Origin of the sequence: Streptomyces sp. CB02261, assembly GCF_001905665.1 — a bacterium.
Lineage (GTDB): Bacteria > Actinomycetota > Actinomycetes > Streptomycetales > Streptomycetaceae > Streptomyces.
This window is the reverse complement of record NZ_LIVX01000001.1, coordinates 998,705-1,017,108: the sequence shown is the minus strand read 5'-3', so window position 1 is coordinate 1,017,108 and position 18,404 is coordinate 998,705. Positions and strand designations below refer to the sequence as shown.

Sequence of the window (18,404 nt, the reverse complement as noted above, 5' to 3'; positions counted from 1 at the left end):
CCTCCCCCTCGGCCTCACCCGAATGGCGTACGGTGCGGCCCATGGCAAGTGTGCTCGTGGTCGAGGACGACCAGTTCGTGCGCTCCGCCCTCATCCGGCAGCTGACCGAGGCCTCCCACACCGTACGGAGCGTCGGCACGGCCCTGGAGGCGCTGCGCGAGGTCGCCCATTTCCGTTTCGACGTGGTCGTCCTGGACCTCGGACTGCCCGATCTGGACGGGTCCGAGGCGCTCAAGATGCTGCGCGGGATCACCGACGTACCGGTGATCATCGCGACCGCCCGGGACGACGAGGCGGAGATCGTACGGCTCCTCCACGCCGGGGCCGACGACTACCTCGTGAAGCCCTTCTCGGTCGACCACCTCTCCGCCCGCATGGCCGCCGTCCTGCGCCGGGCGCGGGCCGGGGCGGGCGAGGCGCCGCCGTCCCGGGCGGTCCGCGTCGGCGGGCTCACCGTCGACCCGCTGCGCCGTCAGGCCGAACTCGACGGCACACCGCTCGACCTGACCCGGCGCGAGTTCGACCTGCTCGCCTTCCTCGCCGGGCGGCCCGGCGTCGTCGTCCCGCGCAAGGAACTGCTCGCCGAGGTGTGGCAGCAGTCGTACGGGGACGACCAGACCATCGACGTCCATCTGTCCTGGCTGCGGCGGAAACTGGGCGAGACGGCCGCCCGGCCCCGCTACCTCCACACCCTGCGCGGGGTCGGCGTGAAGCTGGAGCCGCCCCGGGAGCCGGACCAGGCGCCGGGCGCGCCCTCGGAGCCGCGGCCGTGAGATGGGCGCTCGTCAAGGTGTCGCTGGCCGTCACCGCCATGGTCGTCGTCGCCTTCGCCGTACCCCTCGGGCTCGTCGTCAAGGAGATGGCCCGCGACCGGGCCTTCTCCAACGCGGAACGGCGGGCCGCGGGGCTCGCGCCCGTCCTCGCCATCACCACCGACCGCGGCGAACTCGACAAGGCCGTCGCCACCACCGAGGACGGCGCCGCCGGCCGGCTCGCCGTCCACGTACCCGCCGGCGAACCCGGTTCCACCGCCCTGGAGATCGGCACCCGCAGGGCCGGCGAGGAGGACCTCGCGACCACCCGCAGGCTGGGCCGGGCCTCCATCGCCGAGGTCCCGGGCGGTTTTGCGCTGCTCCAGCCCACCGCCCTCAGCAGCGGCAAGGTCGCCGTCGTCGAACTCTTCGTCCCCGAGGGCGAGGTGTCCAACGGGGTCGCCACCGCCTGGCTGGTCCTCGCCGGCGTCGGCATCGCCCTGATCGTCGGCTCCGTCGCCGTCGCCGACCGGCTCGGCGTCCGGATGGTCCAGCCCGCCCAGCGCCTCGCGGGCGCCGCCCACGACCTCGGCGAGGGCAGGCTCGGCGCCCGGGTCCCCGAGGAGGGGCCGCCCGAACTCAAGTCGGCCGCCGTCGCGTTCAACTCCATGGCCGACCAGGTCGTGCAACTCCTCGCCAACGAGCGGGAGCTGGCCGCCGACCTCTCGCACCGGCTCCGCACCCCGCTCACCGTGCTCCGGCTCAACGCGGCCTCGCTGGGCTCGGGCCCGGCCGCCGACCAGACCCGGGCGGCCGTCGAACAGCTGGAACGCGAGGTCGACATCATCATCCGCACGGCCCGCGACGCGAAGCCGCAGACCCAGGCGACCGGGCCCGGCGCGGGCTGTGACGCCGCCGAAGTGGTGCGCGAGCGGATGGAGTTCTGGTCGGCGCTGGCCGAGGACGAGGACCGCCGGGTACGGGTCGCGGGCGTCGAGCGCCCCGTCCGCATCCCGGTCGCCCGCCCCGAACTCGTCGCCGCGCTCGACGCCCTGCTCGGCAACGTCTTCCGGCACACCCCCGAGGGCACCGCCTTCTCGATCGACCTCCACAACGGCGACGACGCCGTCATCGTCCTGGTCTCCGACGCGGGCCCCGGCATCGCCGACCCCGCCGCCGCGCTGGCCCGGGGCAACAGCGGCGCCAGGGACGGCTCCACGGGCCTCGGCCTCGACATCGTGCGCCGGATGGCGGAGGCCACCGGCGGCGACGTCCGCATCGGACACTCGGTCCTCGGCGGTACGGAGGTCCGCGTCTGGATCGGGCTCGACGGGCGCCGCTCGGGCGGCACGGCCGGACGCCCCGGCCGCCGCTCCACCCGCCGCCGCCGCGGCGGCACGGGCAGCCGCAGGGCCGCCGACGCGTGAGCCGTGCGGGGAGCCGTGCGGGGAGCCGCAGAGCCTCCGACGCCTGAGCCGTGCGGGCAGCCGGAGGCGGCCCAGGGGGCCGTCTTCCGGGCCCAACCTTTCCTGGTTCCGATGCCTTCCTTAAGCGGGTCCTAAGAATCCCCGTCCCCGCCCCCGGACGCCCTTTTGTCCCGTTCCCGGTCGCTAGCGTGCTGCCGCACCCCCTCCCCACCCCCCAGGACAGAGGCAGGCACGCGATGGGCACCAGTTCGCACCGGCGCAGGACGAGCACCAGGACCAAGGCCGTCGGAGCCGTCGTCGCCGCGGCGGTCGTCGGCGGCACGGTCCTCGCGCTCACCGGTACGGCCCAGGCCGCCGCCGTCGGCGCCGCGTACACCCGTACCAGCGGCTGGACCGGTGGCTACACCGGCCAGTACGTCGTCACCAACGAGACCTCGACCGTCCAGTCCGACTGGACCCTGGAGTTCGACCTCCCGGCCGGGACGACCATCGGGTCCCTCTGGAACGGCGAGCACACCGTCTCCGGACGGCACGTCACCGTGAAGCCCGCCGACTGGAACCGGCAGCTGGCCCCGGGCGGGTCCGTCACCGTCGGCTTCGTCACCTCGGTCGCCGGAGAGGCCGGCGACCCGGCCGCCTGCCTCATCAACAAGGCGCCCTGCTCCGCCGGCGGGACCGCCCCCACCCCCAGCGGCCGTCCCACCGACCCGCCCACCGCGACCGCCTCCCCCACGACGACCGCCCGCCCGAGCGCGACCGTCACGCCCGCCCCCACCGCCACGGCCACCACCAGCCCCAGGCCGACCGCCACCGCGACGACCGCGCCCACCCCCACCCCCACGCCCACCGCCACCGCGACCGGCGCCCCCGCCACGGCCGCGAAGTACGCCCCCTACGTCGACACCTCGCTCTACCCGGCGTACGACCTGCTCGCGACCGCCGACGCCACCGGCGTGAAGGAGTTCAACCTCGCCTTCATCACCTCCGGCGGCTCCTGCGCCCCGCTGTGGGGCGGGGTCACCGACCTCGCGAACGACATGGTCGCCGCCCAGATCGGCGCCCTCCGCGCCAAGGGCGGTGACGTCCGTGTCTCCTTCGGCGGCGCCGCCGGCCACGAACTGGCCCTGAACTGCCCGTCGTCCTCGGCGCTGGCCGCCGCGTACGGCAAGGTCATCGACCACTACCGGCTGACCAAGGTCGACTTCGACGTCGAGGGCGCGGCCCTGCCGGACACGGCCGCCAACACCCGCCGCTCGCAGGCGATCGCCCAGCTCCAGAAGTCCCACCCGGGCCTGAACGTCTCCTTCACCCTGCCCGTCATGCCCGAGGGCCTCACCCAGCCCGGCGTCGACCTGCTCGCCGACGCGAAGAGGAACGGCGTCCGCGTCGACGCCGTCAACATCATGGCGATGGACTACGGGCCGGCGTACAGCGCCGACATGGGCACGTACGCCGTCCAGGCCGCGACCGCGACCCAGGCGCAGATCAAGGGCGTCCTCGGGCTCTCCGACGCGGCCGCCTGGAAGGCCGTCGCCGTCACCCCGATGATCGGCGTCAACGACGTCGTGAGCGAGATCTTCACCGTCGAGGACGCCACCCAGCTCGTCGACTTCGCGCGGTCCAAGGGCATCGGCTGGCTGTCGATGTGGTCCTCGACCCGTGACAAGCAGTGCGCGGCCGGCGCCGTGCATTACGCCGACGCCACCTGCTCCTCGATCCTCCAGCAGCCGCTGGCCTTCACCAAGGCCTTCGCCGCCTACAAGTAGACCTTCCCGCCCCCCCACACCGCGCGCCCCGGCCGGATCCACCCCACCTCCGGCCGGGGCGCGCACCCCTGCGCCGAAGAGCCCCGCGGGGCTCAGCCCTTCACCGCCCCCCGCATCACCCCGCCCACGATGTGCCGCCCGAACAGCGCCAGCACCACGAGCAGCGGCAGCGTCCCCAGCAGCGCCCCCGCCATCACCACCGACGTGTCGGGCACATGACCCCGCCCCAGCCCGGTCAGCGCCACCTGCACCGTCGGGTTCCCGGTCTGCGTCAGCACGAGCACCGGCCAGAAGAAGTCGTTCCAGGCCGCCACGAACGACAGCATCCCCAGCACCGCCATCGCCGGGCGCGCCGCGGGGAACACCAGGTGCCACACCACCCGCAGCGTCCCCGCCCCGTCGACCCGCGCCGCCTCCAGCAGCTCCGACGGCAGCGCCCGCAGGAGGTGCTGGCGCATGAAGAAGACCCCGAAGGCCGAGACGAGCGAGGGCAGGACCACCGCCTGCAGCTCGTCCGTCCAGCGCAGCCGCGCGATCAGCAGGTAGAGCGGGACTACCCCCAGCTGAGGCGGGATCAGCAGGGTCGCGCCCACGAGCAGCAGCAGCGCGCCCCGGAACCGGAACCGCAGCCGGGCGAACGCGAAACCGGCGAGCGTCGAGAACAGGACCGTGCCCGCCGCGACCGCGCCCGCGACGAGCGTGGTGTTGGCCAGCGCCTCGCCGAGCCCGCCCTCGGTCCAGGCGATCCCCAGGTTCCGCGGCAGGTTCCGCCCGAACCGGAACGGCGGCGGCGCCGACGCGAGGCGCGTACTGGTCCGCGAGGCCGCCACCGCCGTCCACACCAGCGGGAAGAGGGAGACCACCGTGAAGAGACCGAGGAGCGTGTACGTGCCCCAGCCCGCCCGAACCGTCCGCATCAGGCGCCCCTCCCGCGCAGCACCGGCCGCAGCAGCCGGGCCGCTCCGAACAGCACCACCAGGATCAGCAGCATCGCCCAGGCGATGGCCGCCGCCCGCCCGAGGTGCAGGTTCACCCACCCCTGCTCGTACAGGTAGAGCCCCAGCGTCTGGTACTGGTGGTCCGCACCGCCCGAGGCGCCCGCCCCGGTGTTGAACAGCAGCGGCTCGCCGAACAGCTGGGTCGCGCCGATCGTCGACACGAGCACCGTGAACAGCAGCGCGGGCCGCAGCCCCGGCAGCGTCACGTGCAGGAACTGCCGCCACCGCGAGGCCCCGTCGAGCGCCGCCGCCTCGTACAGCTCGCGCGGCACGGTCTGCATCGCCGCAAGGTAGATGAGCGCGTTGTAGCCGGTCCAGCGCCAGATCACGATCGACGAGACGGCCGCCTTCGAGGCCCACGGGCCGTTCTGCCAGTCCACCGGGGCGATCCCGACGAGCCCGAGCGCCCAGTTGACCATCCCCTGGTCCCGGCCGAAGAGCAGCGCGAACACGAGCGTCGCCGCCGCCACCGAGGTCGCGTACGGGGCGAGCGCCACCACCCGGAAGGCAAGGCGTCCGCGCAGCCGTACGTCCAGCAGGTGTGCCACGCCGAGGGCGAGCAGCAGCTGCGGAACGGTCGCGAGGACACCGATGACGACGGTGTTGGACAGGGCGTTCCAGAAGTACTCGTCGTGCAGCAGCCGGGCGTAGTTGTGGAGCCCGACCCACTCACGGGCCTCCGGCGCGGTCAGCTCCACCCGGAACAGCGAGGTCCAGGCGGTGGCGGCCAGCGGGAACAGCCCGAACGCCCCGAAGAGCAGGAAGAACGGGGCGACGAGCAGGTACGGCGCGGAGCGCGACCGCAGTCGCCCCGCCCGCTCCCGACCCCCGGGCTCCGGCGCCCGCCCCGGCGTACTCGACGGCGCGGCCGGCGGGGGGACGGGCGAACCGGCGGGCGGCAGGAACGGATCCACGGGGTCCCTCGTCTCGGTCACGCGTCCTCATCGGTCCAGCGCGTTGTCGATCGCCTTCATCGCCGCCCGCCAGGCCGAGTCGGGCGACCGCCCGGTCTGGTCGACCTGGAGCATCCCGGTGTCCGACAGGATCTGGTTGACGAGCCCGTCCTTCGGGCCGACCGGGGCCAGCGGCACTCCCCGCGCGGCCGCCGCGTAGAGCGCGCCGATCGGCGCGTCCCCGAAGGAGGGGTGCCGCGCGTCCGCGACCTCCGGCAGCCGGTACGCGGCGGAGGCGCTCGGGAAGGTGCCGCGCCGGGCGAACAGCCGGGCCTGCTGCTCGGGCGCGGTCAGCCAGGCCGCGAGCCGGGCGGCCTCGGCCCGCTGCCGTCCGGCGGAGGGCACGACGAGGAAGGAGCCGCCCCAGTTGCCGGGCCGGGGCGCCACCGTCACGTCCCACCGCCCGCGCGCGGCCGGTCCCGACTTGTCCTCGATGTAGGCGAGCATCCAGGCGGGGCAGGCGATCGTGGCGAAGTCCCCGCGCGCGAACGCCTGGTCCCAGTCGGGCGTGAACTGCTGGAGCCGGGCGGTCAGTCCCTGCCGGGCGAAGTCCGCGGCCAGGTCCCAGGCGGCCCGTACGTAGGGATTGGTCGCCACCACCAGGTCGCCGCGCGCGTCGTAGTAGCGCAGCGGTGCGCCGGAGACGGCCGCGGCGAGCACCCCGGAGGCGGAGTCGGTGAACGCCACGCCCTCGGGCGCCCGTGCGGCGAAGCGCCGCCCGACCTCCTCGTACCGCCGCCAGTCCCCGGCCCACAGCCGCCCGACGGTCCCGCGGTCGGTGGGCAGTCCGGCCGCCGCGAAGTGGTCCTTGCGGTAGCAGAGGGCCAGCGGGCCGATGTCCGTGCCGAGCCCGAGGGTGCGGCCGTCGGCGGTGGTGGCCTGCGCCCACTTCCACGGCAGGAAGGCCTTCTCGTCGACGCCGGGCGCGGAGCCGAGGTCGACGAGCCGCCCGGCCTGGGTGTCGACGACCTCGGCGATGTTGCCGACCTCGACCGCCTGGACGTCGGCGAGGCCGGAGCCTGCGGTGAGATGGGTGAGCAGCTGCGGGTAGTAGACGTCGTTGCGGGAGAGCGAGGTCTGCCGGATCGAGACGTCCGGACGGAGCCGCATGTACGTGTCGTAGAGCCCCGCCTCCTGGTAGCCGAACTCCCCGAAGACGCCGACGGTGAGGGTGATGGGCCGTCCGGCGCCGTCGACCCGGTCGCGGGCGGGCACGGGGGACGGTTCCGGAGGGTCGGTGGCGCACCCGGCGGACAGCGCGGCACCCAGGAGGAGGACGAGGGCGAGGGCGGCGGCGGGGGCGGGTACGAGGGGGCCGCGTCCGGCGGCGCCTGGCCGCGTCCTCCTCCACCACATGATCCCGACCGTAGTGCGCGGGGCCTCAGGGGGCGGGGAGCCCACGGCGGCGCCACCCGTACGGCGGAGCGCCGTCGAACGTCTTCGACGGTTCCCGCACCTTGACCGTGTTCTGACAGCCCACCAATAGTGGGAGCGCTCCCATCCCCTTCGTCGACAGGACCCCCATGCGCAGAACCCGACACCTCCTGGCGGGGCTCGCCCTGACCGCCGGACTCCTCGCAGGAGCGGCGCCGGCCACCGCCGCCGACCCCGCGCCCACGGCGGCGGCCCCCGCGTACACCTGGAAGAACGTCCGGATCGACGGCGGCGGCTTCGTCCCCGGCATCGTCTTCAACCGGAGCGAGAAGGACCTCGTCTACGCCCGCACCGACATCGGCGGCGCCTACCGCTGGAACCAGGCCACCACCTCCTGGACCCCGCTCCTCGACCACATCGGCTGGGACGACTGGGGCCACACCGGAGTCGTCGGTCTCGCCACCGACTCTGTCGACCCCGACCGCGTGTACGCCGCCGTCGGCACCTACACCAACGACTGGGACCCCGGCAACGGCGCCGTCCTGCGCTCCGCCGACCGGGGCGCCACCTGGCAGCGCGCCGACCTCCCCTTCAAGCTCGGCGGCAACATGCCGGGCCGCGGCATGGGCGAACGCCTCGCGATCGACCCGCACCGCAACAACGTCCTCTACCTCGGCACCCCCAGCGGCAACGGCCTCTGGCGCTCCACGGACTCCGGCGCCACCTGGGCGAAGGTCACCTCCTTCACCAACCCCGGCAACTACCAGCAGGACCCCACCGACACCAGCGGCTACAACTCCGACGAGCAGGGCATCGTCTGGGTCACCTTCGACGAGTCCACCGGCACCCCGGGCAGCGCCACGCGCACGATCTACGTCGGCGTCGGGGACAAGGAGAACGCCGTCTACCGCTCCACCGACGCGGGCGCCACCTGGACCCGGCTGGCCGGCCAGCCCACGGGACACCTCGCCCACAAGGGCGTCCTCGACGCGGAGAACGGCTACCTCTACCTCGCGTACAGCGACACGGCCGGCCCGTACGACGGCGGCAAGGGCAAGGTCTGGCGGTACGCCACCGCCACCGGCGCCTGGACGGACATCAGCCCCGTCGCCGAGGCCGACACCTACCACGGCTTCAGCGGTCTCACCGTCGACCGGCAGAACCCCGGCACGGTCATGGTCTCCGGCTACAGCTCCTGGTACCCCGACACGCAGATCTTCCGCTCCACCGACAGCGGCGCCCACTGGACCAGGGCCTGGGACTACACCTCGTACCCGAACCGGTCCGACCGCTACACCATGGACGTCTCCTCCGCGCCCTGGCTGACCTGGGGCGCCAGCCCCGCCCCGCCCGAGCAGACCCCCAAGCTCGGCTGGATGACCGAGGCCCTGGAGATCGACCCCTTCGACTCGGACCGCATGATGTACGGCACCGGCGCCACGATCTACGGCACCACCGAACTCACCCGCTGGGACACCGGGACGAAGTTCACCATCCGGCCGATGGTCCAGGGCCTTGAGGAGACCGCCGTCCTCGACCTGGCCTCGCCGCCCTCCGGGGCCCCGCTGATCAGCGCCCTCGGCGACATCGGCGGCTTCCGGCACACGGACCTCACCAAGGTCCCCTCGATGATGTTCACCGGCCCCAACTTCACCTCCACCACCAGCGTCGACTTCGCCGAGACCAAGCCCGACACCGTCGTCCGGGCCGGGCACCTCGACGGCGGGCCCCGCGTCGCCTTCTCCACCGACAACGGCGCCACCTGGCGCCCCGGCCAGGAACCCCAGGGCGTCACCGGCGGCGGCACGGTCGCCGCGTCGGCGGACGGCACCCGCTTCGTCTGGAGCCCCGACGGCACCGGCGTCCACACCGGCACCGGCGGCGCGTGGACCGCGTCCACCGGCATCCCGGCCGGCGCGCCCGTCGAGTCCGACCGCGTCGACCCGCTCACCTTCTACGGCTTCTCCGCCGGCACCTTCCACGCCAGCACGGACGGCGGCCTGACCTTCACCGCCAAGGCCACCGGCCTCCCCGCCAAGGGCAACGTCCGCTTCAAGGCCGTCCCCGGCCGCAAGGGCGACATCTGGCTCGCGGGCGGCGCCCCCGACGCCGCCTACGGCCTCTGGCACTCCACCGACGGCGGCGCCACCTTCACCCGGACGGCCGGGGTCGAGCAGGCCGACACGATCGGCTTCGGCAAGGCCGCGCCCGGAGCCACGTACCCCACCCTCTACACGAGCGCGAAGATCGGCGGCGTACGCGGCATCTTCCGCTCCACCGACGCGGGCGCGAGCTGGGTCCGGATCAACGACGACGCCCACCGGTGGGGCTGGACCGGCGGCGCGATCACCGGCGACCCCCGGGTCTACGGCCGGGTGTACGTCTCCACCAACGGCCGGGGCATCATCTACGGCGACACGGCCGGCACCGGCGGCGGCGACGGGGGCGGCACCGACCCGGGAACCCCGGCCGGCGCCTGCAAGGTCGTCTACAAGGTGACCAACCAGTGGCAGGGCGGCTTCCAGGCCGACGTCACCCTGAGCAACACCTCCACCACCGCCTGGACCGGCTGGAAGCTAGGCTGGGACTACCCCGCCGGGCAGCGGATCGGCCAGATGTGGAACGCCACGCCGGCGCAGACCGGTACCGCCGTCACCGCCGGGAACGCGGGCTGGAACGGCGCCGTCGCCCCGGGAGGCTCCACCACCTTCGGCTTCACCGGCAGCTGGACCGGCACCAACCCCGTACCGGCCGCCTTCACCCTGGGAGGTACGCCGTGCTCCGTCGGCTGATCGCCGCGGCGGCGCTCCTGGCCGCCGCCCTGACCGCCGCCCCCGCGGCCGCCGCCGGCGGCCCGCTGCGGGACCTCGCCGAGGCCCGGGGCATCTACCTCGGCACCGCCGTCACCGGCGACAGGCTCACCGGAGGGTACGCGGACGTCGCCGCGGACCAGTTCGGCTCCCTCACCCCCGGCAACGAGATGAAGTGGGACGCTGTCGAGCCCACCCGCGGCAGCCACGACTGGAGCCGCGCGGACCGCGTCGTCGCCTTCGCCGAGGCCCACGGCCAGCGGGTCCGCGGCCACACCCTCGTCTGGCACAACCAGCTCCCCGGCTGGCTCACCGGCGGGACCTGGACAGCCGACCAGCTCCGCACCCTCATGACCGACCACGTCACCGCCGAGGCCGGCCGTTACAAGGGCCGCGTCGACCACTGGGACGTCGTCAACGAACCCCTCGCCGAGGACGGCACCCTGCGCCGATCGGTCTTCGGCGCCACCCTGGGCGAGTCGTACATCGCCGACGCCTTCCGCGCCGCCCGCGCCGCCGACCCGACCGCGAAGCTCTATCTGAACGACTACTCCATCGAGGCCGTCGGCGCGAAGAGCGACGGCATGTACGACCTGGTGAAGCGGCTCCTCGCGCAGGGCGTCCCGGTCGACGGCGTCGGCTTCCAGGCGCACCTGATCCTCGGCCAGGTCCCCGCCTCCCTGGAGGCCAACCTGCGCCGCTTCGCCGACCTCGGCGTGGACGTGGCGATCACCGAACTCGACGTCCGGATGACCCTGCCCGCGACGGCCGAGAAGCTCGACCGGCAGAAGGCCGACTACGCCTCCGTCGTCCGCGCCTGCCTGGCCGTCACCCGCTGCGCGGGCGTCACCGTCTGGGGCTTCACGGACTCCGACTCCTGGATCCCGGACTTCTTCCCCGGCCAGGGCGCGGCGACCCTCTACGACGAGGACCTCTACCCGAAGCCGGCCTACGACGGGATCGCCGGGGCGCTCGCCCCGGTGACCCCGCCCGCCCCCGGTGTGTGCTCCGTCACGTACGCCGTCACCCAGCAGTGGGCGGGCGGCTACACGGCCCAGGCCACCCTCCGGAACACCGGGACGGCTCCGCTGGACGGCTGGACCGTCCGCTGGACCCAACCCGCCGGGCAGCGCGTCACCCAGGCCTGGAACACGGCGTTGACCCAGTCGGGAACGGAGGTGACGGCCTCCCACCTCCCGTACAACGCGACGCTGCCACCGGGCGGCTCGGCCGCCTTCGGCCTCAACGGCACCTGGTCGGGCACCAACCCGCCGCCGACGTCCCTCATCTGCACGTCGGGAACGTAGAAACGACTCAGGCCCCGGTTCCTCGGAACCGGGGCCTGAGTCTTCAGGGTGAGTAACGGGACTTGAACCCGCGACATCCTGGACCACAACCAGGTGCTCTGCCAGCTGAGCTATACCCACCATGTCCGGCGGTGTTCCCGAAGGTTTCCCTGACCGGCCGAGAAGAAGTCTACAGGGTCCTGGAGGGTGCTCGCGCCCGGGTTTTCCCGAGGGGGTCTTCGAGGGCGCGAGCGGGCCCTAGGCGGAGGGGATCACTCCGCCGGTACGACGTGGCGGGCCGCGATCTCCTTCGCGGTCTCCGAGTCCGGTCCGGGCTGCGGCACGAAGACCGCCTCCCGGTAGTAGCGCAGTTCCGCGATGGACTCACGGATGTCGGCGAGCGCCCGGTGGTTGCCGTTCTTCTCCGGACTGTTGAAGTACGCCCTCGGGTACCAGCGGCGGGCCAGCTCCTTGACCGAGGAGACATCGACGATCCGGTAGTGCAGGTGGCTCTCCAGGGCAGGCATGTCCCGGGCGAGGAAGCCGCGGTCCGTGGAGACCGAGTTCCCGCACAGGGGCGCCTTGCCGGGTTCCTTGACGTGCTCGCGGATGTACGCGAGGACCTGGGCCTCGGCGTCGGCCAGCGTGGTGCCGCCGGGCAACGCGTCGAGCAGTCCCGAGGCCGTGTGCATCTGGCGCACGATCTCCGGCATGGTCTCCAGGGCCGCGTCCGGCGGGCGGATCACGATGTCCACCCCGTCGCCGAGCACGTTCAGTTCCGAGTCGGTGACCAGTGCGGCCACCTCGATGAGTGCGTCGTCCGTCAGCGAGAGCCCGGTCATCTCGCAGTCGATCCACACCATGCGATCGTTCATGCGCCCTACCTTAGGGGGTGTCCCGACGATCGGGCCGGGCCCGCGACGCCCGGCACCGCGCCACCGCGCCGAAACGCGCCGACGGGCGCCCGGGAGAGGTTCTCCCCGGACGCCCGTCGGTCCTGCGGTGCGCCGCTCGTGGCCGCGCGGGTCGGTGCTACGGCGCGCTGCGCTGGCCCGGCAGCGACGCCCGTCCGGGCGCGAAGACGTCGGACTGCGGCTTGCCCGGCTCCAGCGGCGACCCGGGGCGCCGGACGCCCACCGCGACCTGGGCGGGCACGACGGCGTCGAGCACCGCCGTACCGGCCTCGCCCTGCGGCCGCCGCGCGCGGTACGCCGCCCGGTAGGCCGCCGGCGAGGAGCCGAGCTGCCGCCGGAAGTGGCCGCGCAGCGCCACCGGCGAGCGGAAGCCGCACCGGCCCGCGACCTCGTCGACCGAGTAGTCGGAGGTCTCGAGCAGCCGCTGCGCCTGGAGCACCCGCTGGGTGATCAGCCACTGGAGGGGGGCCGAACCGGTCAGAGAGCGGAACCGGCGGTCGAAGGTCCGCCGTGACATGTACGCACGGGCCGCCAGGGTCTCCACGTCGAACTGCTCGTGGAGGTGCTCCAGCGCCCAGGCGACGACCTCGGCCAGCGGGTCGGCGCCGATCTCCTCAGGTAAAGACCTGTCGAGGTAGCGCTCCTGACCGCCGCTGCGCCGCGGCGGGACGACCAGCCGGCGCGCCAGGGCGCCCGCGGCCTCCGTGCCGTGGTCGGTCCGCACGATGTGCAGACACAGATCGATTCCGGCCGCGGTGCCGGCGGAGGTCAGCACGTCCCCGTCGTCGACGAAGAGCTCCCGGGGGTCCACATGGACCGACGGGTAGCGCTTGGCGAGCGTCGGCGCGTACATCCAGTGCGTCGTCGCCGGCCGCCCGTCGAGCAGACCGGCCGCGGCGAGGACGAAGGCGCCGGTGCACAGACCGACGATCCTCGCGCCCTCCTCGTGAGCGCGGCGCAGCGCCTCCAGCGCCTCCGGCGGCGGCGGCGAGGTGATCGACCGCCAGGCCGGGACGACGACGGTGCCCGCGCGGCTGATGGCCTCCAGGCCGTACGGTGCCGTCAGTTCGAGACCACCGGTGGTCCGCAGCGGGCCGTCCTCGCCCGCGCAGACGAGCAGCCGGTAGCGGGGCACACCGGCGTCCTGCCGGTCGATGCCGAACACGGAGAGCGGGATGGAGCTCTCGAAGATGGGGCCGCCACTGAACAGCAGCACCGCGACGACTTCGCGACGGCGGCGCCCGGTCAGTTTCCGTGCGGCCTCCGGCGCGGTGGAGTCCTGGCTCATGACGCTAAGCCCCCCTCGGTGTTCGCGTCTCCCTGGTCGTGTCGCTCCTGCACGTTTCCCCTCGGTTTTGCACGAGACCCCAGTCTTCGGTACCCATGATCGAATCTACTGCGTCCCATGGCGCCGGCGTGACAAGTTCTCCATCCGGTGGATTGTCGACAAGGCCACTTGGCGTGAAGCGATCGATCGCGAAGCCTGCCGTCCGGCGGCGGCCCGGGACGGGGGCGGGGTGGCGAACGCCCCCGTACGCGGGGGGTGCGGGCCCGTGGAGCGGGGCATTCTCGGGTGTCGGCGCCGGGGTTGGGCAATCGTTACGCCAAGGACTCGCCGAGGGATGGAAGTTGGCTGAAAACATATGGGTTCGGCTGTACGAACCTGTCAACTCGAAGGGGGGCGGGCACGTCCGGGGCCCCGATTCAGGCCGGTTTTGTCCTAGGTGGTCCGGCGTGATCGGCGGGGGGCGCCCCCCTCAGCCGCGTCGCCTGCCGCGGCCGCTCTCGCCGCGCAGTCCGCGCTCCGAGCGGCGCAGCAGCACCCGGCAGGCGGCCGTCACCGAGACGAGGCCGAGCGCGGTGCCGGCGGCCCCGCCGAGGGACGTGCCGTAGGCGACGAGCACCACCGGGACCAGGACGCAGCAGAAGACCGCCCAGCGGACGACGTCACCCGCCTGGTCCGCCGCCCCCGCCCCCGGCGTCGCCCCCGCCGCCCTTCCCGGGTCCTGGTGCGCCGCGGCGGGCGGGGAGAGGACGGGGGCCCTGCGGCGGCCGCGCGGGGCGGCGAGCACGGACGCGGGCGGGGTGGAGGTCTGGCCGGCGGCGGTCGATGGTGCGGGCACGGGCGGTCTCCCTGCGACGGTGGGCTGGACCTGTGGGCAACGAGGAACGGAACGCTCCGGTCACTCTCGGCGACGTCCGTTTGGCCCCCGTACGGACGCCTGTAGGGCACAACCGGCATTGCCAGATCCCGAGCCGCTCGTGCATGCTCCCTGGAACGCCGTGCGCGAGCGGCGGGCACGCCGGGAGCGGTACGGCGGGCCCTGGGCAGGAGAGGAGTGTCGCCGTACCCTTGGGGGTATGGGCTTGGGAAGATGATTCCCGGACACACAGCTCCTCCGCCACCCTTGTTCCGTCTGCCTCCTTTCCCCGTCCCTTCCCACGAGGACCCTCTTCGCCGAGACACCGATGGCCGGTCACGAATTCTCCGAACCCGCGGACCGCAAGCGCGTCGCCGACTCCACGGTCGACCCCCTGGCGGTAGAACAGCCACGTCATGCCTGCGACCCGGCCTTCCGGCACGGGGTGGTCGTCGGCTTCGACGGCTCCACGTCCAGTGAGCGCGCCCTCGCGTACGCCATCGGCATGGCCCGGCGCTCGGGCTCGGGCCTGATCATCGTGCACGTGGCCAACCGGCTGCCCACCACGGTGTGGGCCGGCTGCGAGCCCCCCGTCTTCGTCGACGTGCCCGACCACCGCACCGAGGTCCTCGGCCTCGAGCTGGCCTGCGCCGAACACCTCTCCGAGGTGCCCTGGATCCTCGTCGAGCGCGGCGGGGACATCTGCCACGAGCTGGAGGAGGTCGGCCGCGAGTACTCGGCCGACGCGATCGTGGTCGGCTCCACGCACGGGATCGTCGGACGGATCTTCGGCTCGGTGGCCGGGCGGCTCGCGCGGCGCGCGCAGCGGCCCGTGATCGTCATCCCGTAGGGAGTCCCGCGCTGCGGGTCCGATCCCCAACTGCCTTCATCCGGACATAAATTCAGCCTTCCTCAGGTGAATTGTGCGCTTGTGAAGGGTAGATAAGGGTCACCGGATCACAGCAGCTCACGCAGCTCGACTGCACTCCTGAAGGGAGCCCGCCGTGGACAACGACGTCGCCGCGGGAAACAGCACCTCCACTCTCGGCCACCTCGCGCTCGGACTGACCCTGTTGGCCTTCGGCCTGGGCGGTACGGGTGTCATCGACAACGTCGCGGCAGCGGATGCCGCGGGCCTCGCCACCTGGGTCGGCGGGGTGGCGCTCTTCCTCGTCGGCATGCTCGCCCTGCGCGCGGGCGACAAGGGCGAGGGCACGGCGTTCGCGGCGCTGGGCGCCTTCTGGTTCACCTGGGGGACCGCGGCGGGCGGCGGCGCCTCGGCCGACGCCGTCGGTGTCTTCATGCTCCTGTGGGCGCTCCTCGCCCTCACCCTGACGGTGGCGGCCTCGGGCAGCGGGGTCTTCGGGCAGGGCGTGTACGGGCTGCTGTTCGTCGCGCTCCTGCTGCTCGGCATAGGCGCGCTCGTCGACAACGGGGGCCTCGGCAAGGCGGGCGGCTGGGTCGCGGCCGTCGCGGGCCTCGTCGCCTGGTACGGGGCCACGGCCGCGGTGGCGGGCTGGCCGACCGCCTTCCGCCGCACGGCGGGCACGAGCGCCCCGGCCGCGGGGTAGGCACGGAGAAGTGAAATCGGTCCCTGTCGCACCTGGGTGTGCGACAGGGACCGATTTCGTGTCCGGTCGTCCGCCGGGGGACAGGCCCGGCGGCGCGGCTCGGGGGGACAGGCCCCGAGGCGCTGCTACTCGACCGTGACGGACTTGGCCAGGTTGCGCGGCTTGTCGATGTCGCGGCCCATGGCAAGCGCCGTGTGGTAGGCGAGGAGCTGGAGCGGGATGCCCATCAGGATCGGGTCCAGCTCGTCCTCGTTCTTCGGCACGATGATGGTGTGGTCGGCCTTGGCCTGCGGCTGGTGCGCGACCGCGAGGATGCGGCCGCTGCGGGCCTTGATCTCCTCCAGGGCGGCGCGGTTCTTCTCCAGCAGGTCGTCGTCGGGGACGATCGCGACCGTCGGCAGGGCCGGCTCGATGAGGGCGAGCGGGCCGTGCTTCAGCTCGGAGGCCGGGTACGCCTCGGCGTGGATGTAGGAGATCTCCTTGAGCTTCAGGGAGGCCTCAAGGGCGACGGGGTAGCCCCGGACACGGCCGATGAACATCATCGACTGGGCACCCGCGTACGCCTCGGCGATCTTCTTGATCTCGTCCTCGGTGCGGAGGATCTCGCTGATCTGCTCGGGCAGCTTGCGCAGGCCCTCGATGATCCGCTTGCCGTCGGTGACGGACAGGTCGCGGATGCGGCCGAGGTGCAGGGCGAGCAGCGCGAACGCGGTGACCGTGTTGGTGAAGCACTTGGTGGAGACGACGCAGACCTCGGGGCCGGCGTGGACGTAGATGCCGCCGTCGGCCTCGCGGGCGATGGCGGAGCCGACCACGTTGACCACGCCGAGGACGCGGGCGCCCTTGCGCTTGAGCTCCTGGACGGCGGCGAGCACGTCGTAGGTCTCACCGGACTGGGAGACGGCGATGTACAGGGTGTCGGGGTCCACGACCGGGTTGCGGTAGCGGAACTCCGAGGCCGGCTCGGCGTCGGCGGGGATGCGGGCCATCGACTCGATGAGCCCGGCGCCGATGAGGCCGGCGTGGTACGAGGTGCCGCAGCCGAGGATCTTGATGCGGCGGATGGTGCGGGCCTCGCGCGGGTCCAGGTTCAGGCCGCCGAGGTGCACGGTGGAGAAGCGGTCGTCGATCCGGCCGCGCAGCACGCGGTCGACCGCGTCGGGCTGCTCGCAGATCTCCTTGTGCATGAAGGTGTCGTGGCCGCCCATGTCGAAGGAGGCGGCCTCCCACTCGACGGTCTCCGGGGTGGGCGTGGTGGTGGCGCCGGAGATCGTGTACGTGCGGAAGTCGTCGGCCTTGAGGGTGGCCATCTCGCCGTCGTCGAGGGTGACGACCTGGCGGGTGTGGGCGATCAGGGCGGCGACGTCGGAGGCGACGAGCATCTCCTTCTCGCCGATGCCGAGGATGACCGGGGAGCCGTTGCGGGCCACGACGATGCGGTCGTTGAAGTCCGCGTGCATCACGGCGATGCCGTAGGTGCCCTCGATGACCTTGAGCGCCTCGCGGACCTTCTCCTCCAGCGTCACGGCCTGGGAGCGGGCGATGAGGTGGGTGATGACCTCGGTGTCCGTCTCGGAGGCGAAGACGACGCCGTCGGCCTCCAGCTTGGCGCGGAGCTCCTGGGCGTTGTCGACGATGCCGTTGTGGACGACGGCGACCTTGTTCTCGGGGTCCAGGTGCGGGTGCGAGTTGACGTCGCTCGGCGCGCCGTGGGTGGCCCAGCGGGTGTGGGCGATGCCGGTGGTGCCGGTGAAGCGCTTGGGGACGCGGGCCTCCAGGTCACGGACCCGGCCCTTGGCCTTGACCATCTTCAGGCCGGAGGCCTTCGGGCTGGTGACGACCATGCCGGCGGAGTCGTAACCCCGGTACTCCAGGCGCGCCAGGCCTTCGAGCAGCAGGGGGGCGACGTCGCGCTTTCCGATGTAACCGACAATTCCGCACATAAAGGTGAAACCCCTCCAGGTCTGTGATGGTGCTTCTCAGCCGTAGACGATGCGGCGCAGTTGCCGGAGCGACAGCTCCGGCGGCGCCACCGCCCGGTGCGGCAGCTCCGCCGCGATCCGTTCGAAGATCTCGGTGTTCACCGCTCCGCCGGACTGCAGTTCGCGATGGCGGCGGCGGACGAACTCCTCGGTCGTCTCGTCGAAGTACGCCAGCACGTCGAGCACCACCCGGGCGGCCTCACCGCGCTGGAGCGCGGTGCTGCGGACCAGATGGTCGACGAGGTCGTCATGCGACGGGCGGCGTTCGAGCACCCGTGAATATTGGGGGGTGCGGACCGTCTTTCGCAAGAATCCTGCCCGATATCGGGCAGGGGGTCCATGATCACCGCAGAAAGCGGGGTCTTGGTCCAGACCTTGACGCGCGGGGGAGTCGATGACGCGCACGGACGGTGTTCAGCGGATATACGTA

General features: G+C 72.9%; 15 protein-coding genes and 1 tRNA gene. 7 read left to right on the top strand and 9 right to left on the bottom strand.

What is annotated here, in order from left to right; genetic code table 11:
- Positions 1-41: 41 nt before the first annotated feature.
- The 3 genes from AMK29_RS04560 to AMK29_RS04550 all read left to right on the top strand — a co-directional run bounded on the left by AMK29_RS04560 (position 42) and on the right by AMK29_RS04550 (position 3,945).
- Positions 42-773 carry a response regulator transcription factor gene (locus tag AMK29_RS04560; protein WP_073807733.1) on the top strand — a complete coding sequence of 244 codons (732 nt, stop codon included), beginning with the start codon at positions 42-44 and terminating at the stop codon, positions 771-773.
- The gene (locus AMK29_RS04555) at positions 770-2,179 is read left to right on the top strand and encodes a HAMP domain-containing sensor histidine kinase (RefSeq protein ID WP_073807731.1); all 1,410 of its coding nucleotides are present in this window, start codon (positions 770-772) and stop codon (positions 2,177-2,179) included. Before AMK29_RS04560 ends, AMK29_RS04555 begins: the two co-directional genes overlap by 4 nt.
- 236 nt (positions 2,180-2,415) lie before the next feature.
- On the top strand, positions 2,416-3,945 hold the full coding sequence (locus AMK29_RS04550; protein ID WP_073807729.1) for a glycoside hydrolase family 18 protein: 1,530 nt from the start codon (positions 2,416-2,418) through the stop codon (positions 3,943-3,945).
- A 92-nt stretch (positions 3,946-4,037) separates the two neighbouring features.
- Here AMK29_RS04550 and AMK29_RS04545 read toward each other — a convergent pair whose 3' ends face one another.
- From AMK29_RS04545 to AMK29_RS04535, 3 genes are read right to left on the bottom strand one after another with little or no spacing between them, the layout of a single operon-like run.
- Positions 4,038-4,862 carry a carbohydrate ABC transporter permease gene (locus AMK29_RS04545; protein WP_198942172.1) on the bottom strand — a complete coding sequence of 275 codons (825 nt, stop codon included), beginning with the start codon at positions 4,860-4,862 and terminating at the stop codon, positions 4,038-4,040.
- The gene (locus tag AMK29_RS04540) at positions 4,862-5,878 is read right to left on the bottom strand and encodes a carbohydrate ABC transporter permease (RefSeq protein WP_079196740.1); all 1,017 of its coding nucleotides are present in this window, start codon (positions 5,876-5,878) and stop codon (positions 4,862-4,864) included. The genes AMK29_RS04545 and AMK29_RS04540 overlap by 1 nt, the downstream gene beginning before the upstream one ends.
- A gap of 6 nt (positions 5,879-5,884) precedes the next feature.
- Positions 5,885-7,252 carry an ABC transporter substrate-binding protein gene (locus AMK29_RS04535; RefSeq protein WP_079196739.1) on the bottom strand — a complete coding sequence of 456 codons (1,368 nt, stop codon included), beginning with the start codon at positions 7,250-7,252 and terminating at the stop codon, positions 5,885-5,887.
- 167 nt (positions 7,253-7,419) lie between these two features.
- Between AMK29_RS04535 and AMK29_RS04530 the strand changes: the two genes are divergently transcribed.
- Both AMK29_RS04530 and AMK29_RS04525 read left to right on the top strand, forming a co-directional pair.
- Positions 7,420-10,062, top strand: coding sequence for a cellulose binding domain-containing protein (locus AMK29_RS04530; protein ID WP_073807727.1), 2,643 nt, complete (start codon positions 7,420-7,422; stop codon positions 10,060-10,062).
- A complete protein-coding gene (locus AMK29_RS04525; protein WP_241845094.1) occupies positions 10,047-11,387 on the top strand; it encodes an endo-1,4-beta-xylanase in 1,341 nt (446 codons plus the stop codon). The genes AMK29_RS04530 and AMK29_RS04525 overlap by 16 nt, the downstream gene beginning before the upstream one ends.
- A 47-nt stretch (positions 11,388-11,434) precedes the next feature.
- Here AMK29_RS04525 and AMK29_RS04520 read toward each other — a convergent pair.
- From AMK29_RS04520 to AMK29_RS36640, 4 genes are all read right to left on the bottom strand, one after another.
- A tRNA-His gene (locus tag AMK29_RS04520) sits at positions 11,435-11,507 on the bottom strand.
- A gap of 131 nt (positions 11,508-11,638) precedes the next feature.
- Positions 11,639-12,241, bottom strand: a complete 603-nt coding sequence (orn, locus tag AMK29_RS04515) for an oligoribonuclease (protein WP_073807725.1) — start codon at positions 12,239-12,241, stop codon at positions 11,639-11,641.
- A 157-nt stretch (positions 12,242-12,398) separates the two neighbouring features.
- Positions 12,399-13,568 carry a helix-turn-helix domain-containing protein gene (locus AMK29_RS04510; RefSeq protein ID WP_073807723.1) on the bottom strand — a complete coding sequence of 390 codons (1,170 nt, stop codon included), beginning with the start codon at positions 13,566-13,568 and terminating at the stop codon, positions 12,399-12,401.
- A 469-nt stretch (positions 13,569-14,037) separates the two neighbouring features.
- Positions 14,038-14,403 carry a hypothetical protein gene (locus tag AMK29_RS36640; protein WP_073807721.1) on the bottom strand — a complete coding sequence of 122 codons (366 nt, stop codon included), beginning with the start codon at positions 14,401-14,403 and terminating at the stop codon, positions 14,038-14,040.
- 346 nt (positions 14,404-14,749) lie between these two features.
- Here AMK29_RS36640 and AMK29_RS04500 point away from each other — a divergent pair, with 346 nt between their 5' ends.
- Complete coding sequence (locus AMK29_RS04500; RefSeq protein ID WP_073807719.1) at positions 14,750-15,271, top strand: universal stress protein; 522 nt, start codon at positions 14,750-14,752, stop codon at positions 15,269-15,271.
- A gap of 154 nt (positions 15,272-15,425) precedes the next feature.
- The gene (locus AMK29_RS04495) at positions 15,426-15,992 is read left to right on the top strand and encodes a GPR1/FUN34/YaaH family transporter (RefSeq protein ID WP_073807717.1); all 567 of its coding nucleotides are present in this window, start codon (positions 15,426-15,428) and stop codon (positions 15,990-15,992) included.
- A 125-nt stretch (positions 15,993-16,117) separates the two neighbouring features.
- Here the strand turns inward: AMK29_RS04495 and glmS are convergent, their stop codons facing one another.
- The gene (gene glmS / locus AMK29_RS04490) at positions 16,118-17,935 is read right to left on the bottom strand and encodes a glutamine--fructose-6-phosphate transaminase (isomerizing) (protein WP_073807715.1); all 1,818 of its coding nucleotides are present in this window, start codon (positions 17,933-17,935) and stop codon (positions 16,118-16,120) included.
- 36 nt (positions 17,936-17,971) lie between these two features.
- Entirely contained in the window at positions 17,972-18,247 is a 276-nt protein-coding gene (locus tag AMK29_RS04485) for a hypothetical protein (protein WP_073807713.1), read from the bottom strand.
- Between the last annotated feature and the right edge of the window lie 157 nt (positions 18,248-18,404).